Below are 6,164 nucleotides of genomic sequence, written 5' to 3'. Positions count from 1 at the left end.
AAGAATCAGCCTGCTGATGCTTTATTACTTCACATCCTGGTTCCAAATTATGAAGTATTACCGGCATATCAGTCCATATCCATCAGTACAAACGATGGCCGATCATTTTCCGGCTGGCTGGTTTCAGAAAATGAGAATAGCTTAACACTTCGTACAACTTTTGGTACAGATGAATCCATTCTCAGAAGAAATATTTCATCACTAAGTAATTCCGGACTTTCATTGATGCCCGATGGTCTTGAACAAAGTATTAGCAAAGACGAAATGGTAAAATTAATTGCCTACCTGAAGGGAGGGGTATAAGGTATTGAATTTTGGTCTTTTCTATGTTTTGAGATATGGGATTAATAAAATTAGCATAATTTAACCTTTAAATAAATCTGCCTCCCCTGATGATAGCTTGAAACTGCTCATCAGGGGAAAGGTAGAATGTTTGGATGTGAATTTTATATAAGATGATTTATACGGTATCCCAATAAATGGCAGAATGAAAAAACATACTAATCTTATATCACGACGCCAAGTGCTAATGGATGCTGCAAAAGCAGGGTTGGTAACAACACTTTTGCCACTAGCAGGCTTCGCGAATATAAGCCAGGAAAAAAGAGGTTTGATTGAGGCTGAGAACAAAAAACCAGGTTCAACAGATTGGCAGCTTACCCGTGTTCGTCCTGACAAGGATGCTCAGCGTTGCCCTTCTATTGAAGGGTATTGTTCCAAACAAAGCCTTAAAGCCGGAGAGTCCCTTGATATAATGGTTTCAACGGATCAGAAGGTAAAATTTGAGATCGAAATATTCCGTACCGGCTATTATGGGGGATGCGGTGCCCGATTGATGAAAAAACTGGGTCCATTTGATGGTTATTCGCAGCCTGTACCTAAACCCGGACTCAAAGGTCTTCATGAATGTAAATGGAAGCCATGTACCTCCATTACTATTCCGGATGATTGGTTGAGTGGGGTTTACCTTGGTCGTTTAACGACATTACCCTCTGATGAGAATGTTCCTTACTGGCAAAGTTATATCATTTTTATAGTCCGTGATGACCGTCCTGCAGATGTCCTTTTTCAGTGTTCTGATAATACCTGGCAGGCATACAACAGATGGCCAAATAACTATTCAGTTTATACACATCCTAAAGGTGTTGAAGGCCCCTGGGCTGATGTCAGCTTTGATCGCCCTTATGGACGGCAATCACAATATACCGGTGTCGTAAATGACCCACTTTCTTTTGGTTCAGGTGAATTTCTTTCACTCGAGCAGCCTTTATCCTATTTTCTTGAAGAACACGGTTATGATGTAAGCTATTGTTCAAACAGCGACATGATCTCACCTGAACGCGGGCTTAAGTGTAAATCTTTTATCAGTGTGGGGCATGATGAGTATTGGGACATTCGCCAGTATAACAGTGTCGTAAAGATGCGCGATGAAGGTGTTAATCTGTTGTTTTTATCAGGAAATTCAGTTTGCTGGGTTTCCCCATTCAGGGCAAATAGCAATGGACAAGAAAACCGGATAATTTTCAGGGGAGGTCCATACGGAGCTCAGAACAAGTATGCTGTCGATCGTGAAAATCTGAACGGACCATTTCCTGAGCGAGGCCCTGATGAAGGCTTCTTAATGGGGGTTCGAAATATAGATCCAATCACAGGTGGTGGGGACTGGATCATCACCAAACCTGAGCACTGGATGTTTAAGGATACAGGAATTAAAAAGGGTGATCGTATTCCCGGACTGATTGGCTGGGAATATATGGGAGAACCCGCTCCAATTCCGGGACTTGAGATAGTCGCTGAAGGTACTGCATGGAGTGGCGGTGTTAAACCTCAGCGATGGGCATCAACTATTTATACTGCTCCAAAGGGAAATATTGTGTTTAGTGCCTCCACAATTTTCTGGGCACAGGCTCTGGGCATGCCACCGGGGCATACTTTGCCATGGTCGCACTGGAGCCGTCCGCATGGCCCGGATAAGCGGGTGCAGCAAATTATGCATAATTTACTGCGTAAATCAGGGGCTTCCTGAATTGTGCAAACATGAATTAATTTGAAATGGAGTACCAATATGTGTTTTTCAATTAGGATCTTGCATTATAGATAGAATGAAGAAGTCAAAGAATAAAATAAGTCGCCGGGATGTTCTAAAAGGGGCCGCACATGCAGGATTGGCGGCTGCACTCCTGCCACTCTCTGGTTTTTCTAATGCTGAGCAGCAAAAAAGCAACCTGATCGTAGAAGAGAATAAAAAACCGGGTACCACAGACTGGCAACTTACTTTTATTAAATCAGAACAATTTCGCTCTAAACTTATTGAGGGTTACTGCTCGAAAACAAGTGTTCGCTCAGGAGAGACTCTTGATATATTTTTAAATGCGGCTTCTCAAACAGATATAAGTATTGATATCTACAGAATGGGCTATTATGGTGGTAAAGGTGGCCGTTTTGTGAAAAGATTGGGACCTTTTCCTGTTAGCCCGCAGCTTGTACCACCAATTGCCGAAAATCGTTTAAGACAATGTGAATGGGAAATTGCAACATCCCTCAAGATCCCCCAGGACTGGCTCAGCGGTGTATATCTTGGAAAATTATCATGCTCTACCCATCGCTATGAGAGTTATATCATTTTCATAGTACGTGATGACCGAAAGGCGGATCTGATGTTTCAAACCAGTGATAATACATGGCAGGCTTACAATAAATGGCCTGATACCTTTTCACTCTACGATAGTGACCCGCCTCAGCAATCTCTTAGCGGCAGAACATGGGTAAGTTATAACCGACCTTATGCAAAATATCCGCAGGTAGTAGACCAGCCCTTGTCTCAGGGATCAGGAGAGTTTTTGCTATGGGAATATTCATTATGTTTCTGGCTCGAACAGCAGGGCTATGACGTTACCTATTGCTCCAATATTGACACGCATACAGATCCCTCAGGGCTTGACCGTGTGAAGTGCTTCCTTTCTGTGGGACATGATGAATACTGGACCCTTCAAATGTTTGAAAATGTTAAAAAGGCGGTTGATCGGGGACTTAATGCTGCATTTTTATCAGGAAATGCATTGATGTGGGTTATCGATCTTAAACCTGAAGTTGATGTCGATACCGCAAATCTCGATCCGGCTTCGGGCTTGAGTAAGGCAGGTGTTGGACGTTTACCGTTAAAACCTGATGCATCCGGAGCTCCTTACCGTACAATTCAACGAATCGGGCGTTTCGGTGGTTTTTCTGAAGCCGAGAAGAAACTTGGAATTATGGGTCCTTTTGCCAAGGATGACTGGCCGAATGAAAATACCCTGATCGGTGCGAGGACGGTTTATCCATTCAATGGTTCTGCTGATTGGATTATAACAAAGCCTGATCATTGGATATTTGAGGGTACAGGGATGCGCAAGGGGGATAGGATACCCGGGCTTGTGGGTTGGGAGCATCATGGCGATCCGGCGAAAATCCCTGGTTTAGAGGTTGTTGCTGAAGGGACTACAACGAATGGGGCAGAACAGAAATCACATTATACTGCAACTGTATATCCCGGACCAAAAGGTAACTGGGTTTTTAACGCAGCAACGATCTATTGGTCATTTGGACTTGCTGTCCCTCCCGGAGTAATTACTCCAAATTCCCACTTTGGGCGTCCGCATGGTGCTGACGAGCGGGTGCAGAAAATTACTGCCAATTTTTTGAAGCGATGCGGGGTTTAACTATAATTTCGCACCTTTTTTGATTTTATAGAAGTTGGACTAAAGTAAGAGAAGTGATTTTCTAGAATAGTTATCGATTTCATTTATAATACTTATACAAATAAACTCGATAATTTTTGTCTTTAAAAGACAAATAAATATTTTTTGGCTAAAAAAGACTTTAGTTTGTTCAATTTGAGGGGTTATGATAAATAGTTCCAATCATAAGAGATACCTCAGCACTACCGACTTCAGCTAAATCTGTTAATCTAAAAAATGTATTCGACAAACGATCAGTTTTTATAGATGTGCCAGATTAAAATTATCCCTAATCTATTTGCATTTATGTATTATTTTTTAATTAATTTTCAGCTGAAATAATATTCTCATGCCTGATTTATCTCCTTATTCTGAAAAAAAGCTACTGATAAAAGTGTCAGCAGGTGAAGAAGATGCATTCCGGCAGTTATTTTTAAAGTATCATCAGCAATTAGGAATACACATCTTTCGTATTACCAATTCAGTTGACATAGCTGAAGAGATTGTACAAGATGTATTTCTTAAAATATGGATGAGTCGTGAGACATTGGTCAGGGTACGTAATTTTAAAGCATACTTGTTTGTCATATCTAAAAATCACACCCTGAACTGCTTAAGAAAACTATCAAGAGAGCAGATAAATAAGAAGGAATGGGAAGATAGTTCCGTCAAAATATTGACATCTGAAAGTGACAGTTTAAATATATATTACTGCCTGCTTGATGAAGCTATTGATCAATTACCGCCGCAACAACAAAAGGTATATTTGCTTAGCCGGCATGAGAGACTCAGATATACCGAAATAGCCAATAGGCTCAATCTTTCTTGTGAAACTGTAAAAAAATATTTACAGATAGCTACTGCCTCTATTACCGCATATGTGAAGACCAACTCTGAAGCGGCTATAATTTTACTGATCGTTTTAACTTTTTTTTAAGTTATCACTACCCCCTTTTCTCATCTGTTATGTGTCTTATGTATGAGGTCGTTCTAAACGATCATATTATCTACTATTCTTAAATAAGAATTATGCATTCATCTAATACCAGGCTGTCCTATCTTTTTAACAGTTATTATAATAAAACTGCTACTAAACAGGAAATAGAGGAATTGCTTCAGCTATTGGATATAACTTCGGATGATGAACTGGCAGCAGTTATACGCGAGGCATGGGATGGTCTGCAAATAGAAGAATCTTTATTTAATTCTGATAAAAGTTTGGAGATACTAAACAGAATTTTGCCAGCAGGGGCTGCAGTAAATAGTTTAGAAGAAGAAGCTTTTGTTAATAATGGCATGGGATGGCCGTCAATATTTAGTAGATCTTTAGCGGCAGCAATTCTGATTTTTATTAGTGTTGGAACTTATTTTTGGCTAAGGCCAGTCCCTGAACCTAAAGCCAAAATAGTTTCAAATGTGTTTCATGATGCTCCTCCAGGTGGTAACAGGGCAACATTGACACTTTCAAATGGTAGAGTCATTATTCTTGATAGTGCACAGAATGGTATTATCGTAAAAATGGCAAATTTTGAAGTTAATAAAACTAAAGATGGACAACTGGTTTACCATGTAGTTGAAAGCAATACTCAAAAGCCTGGGTTTAACACCCTATCAACCCCTCGAGGTGGACAATACCAGGTTGTACTTCCTGATGGCAGTAAAGTGTGGTTAAATGCCGCCTCTTCAATAAAGTTCCCTAGTGTGTTTAAAGGTAAAATCCGGGAGGTTGAACTTAAGGGCGAAGCTTATTTTGAAGTAGCAAAAAATGCTGCTATGCCTTTTAAAGTAAAATCAGCTCATGCCCAAATTGAAGTATTAGGAACTCATTTTAATGTCAGAGCCTATGATGACGAGAAAGCTATGAAAACCACATTAGTAGAAGGAGCGGTAAAAATAACGAGCGGAAATTTAACTAATGTATTAAAACCGGGTGATCAGGCTGTATTAAATGGCGAAAATGGGATGAAAGTAATCAATGATGTAGATGCAGATTTAGAAACTGCCTGGAAAGACGGATTGTTTCAATTTAAAGATGCGAGTATCGAGGAGATTATGCGGCAGGCAGCCTTATGGTATAATTTAAATATAAGCTTTGAAGGCAAGATTCCTGAGAGGTATTTTACGGGTAAAATTTCCCGTAATGTTAAGGCTTCTGAATTTTTAAATATGCTTAACTATACCGGTGTCAAATTTAGGATCGAAGGGGGAAATATTATTGTAATGAATTAACTAAGAAATCCAGATAACTATAACCAACAATCAATTACTCAACTAAACATAAAACTATGAAAGAAAAAATTCCAAAACTTTAAGTCAAAGGGAACTCAAAAATTCCAATAATGGTACATGTTAATATAGGTTTTAAAGACAGAATGGCTTTTAAACCTGTATAAATAAAAACCGGGAAGTGTTTGCCCACTATCCCGGCTAAAGTATCGGGTTCCCAAA

The 6,164-nt window shown here is 39.8% G+C and carries 5 protein-coding genes; all 5 read left to right on the top strand.

Going from position 1 to position 6,164, the window contains the following annotated elements; all coding sequences use genetic code 11:
- Window positions 1-303 (top strand): hypothetical protein (locus VGE44_RS11130; RefSeq protein ID WP_331078978.1); only part of this gene is annotated, 303 nt, incomplete at its 5' end.
- A 184-nt stretch (window positions 304-487) separates the two neighbouring features.
- Window positions 488-2,026, top strand: coding sequence for a N,N-dimethylformamidase beta subunit family domain-containing protein (locus tag VGE44_RS11125; protein WP_331078976.1), 1,539 nt, complete (start codon window positions 488-490; stop codon window positions 2,024-2,026).
- A gap of 76 nt (window positions 2,027-2,102) precedes the next feature.
- A complete protein-coding gene (locus VGE44_RS11120) occupies window positions 2,103-3,698 on the top strand; it encodes a N,N-dimethylformamidase beta subunit family domain-containing protein (RefSeq protein ID WP_331078974.1) in 1,596 nt (531 codons plus the stop codon).
- 367 nt (window positions 3,699-4,065) lie between these two features.
- Window positions 4,066-4,653 carry a sigma-70 family RNA polymerase sigma factor gene (locus VGE44_RS11115; RefSeq protein WP_331078971.1) on the top strand — a complete coding sequence of 196 codons (588 nt, stop codon included), beginning with the start codon at window positions 4,066-4,068 and terminating at the stop codon, window positions 4,651-4,653.
- 92 nt (window positions 4,654-4,745) lie between these two features.
- Window positions 4,746-5,945 carry a FecR family protein gene (locus VGE44_RS11110; RefSeq protein WP_331078969.1) on the top strand — a complete coding sequence of 400 codons (1,200 nt, stop codon included), beginning with the start codon at window positions 4,746-4,748 and terminating at the stop codon, window positions 5,943-5,945.
- Window positions 5,946-6,164 lie beyond the last annotated feature (219 nt).

The sequence above is a fragment of the Daejeonella sp. genome, assembly GCF_036405355.1.
Classification (GTDB): Bacteria; Bacteroidota; Bacteroidia; order Sphingobacteriales; family Sphingobacteriaceae; genus Daejeonella.
Note: the sequence above shows the minus strand (reverse complement) of the source record. Positions and strands in the feature narration are given on the sequence as shown.

Bases quoted from the DNA above. Each gene is read 5' to 3' on its own strand.
- VGE44_RS11120 (WP_331078974.1), top strand. From the start codon at position 2,103: ATGAAGAAGTCAAAGAATAAAATAAGTCGCCGGGATGTTCTAAAAGGG.
- VGE44_RS11125 (WP_331078976.1), top strand. From the start codon at position 488: ATGAAAAAACATACTAATCTTATATCACGACGCCAAGTGCTAATGGAT.
- VGE44_RS11115 (WP_331078971.1), top strand. From the start codon at position 4,066: ATGCCTGATTTATCTCCTTATTCTGAAAAAAAGCTACTGATAAAAGTG.
- VGE44_RS11110 (WP_331078969.1), top strand. From the start codon at position 4,746: ATGCATTCATCTAATACCAGGCTGTCCTATCTTTTTAACAGTTATTAT.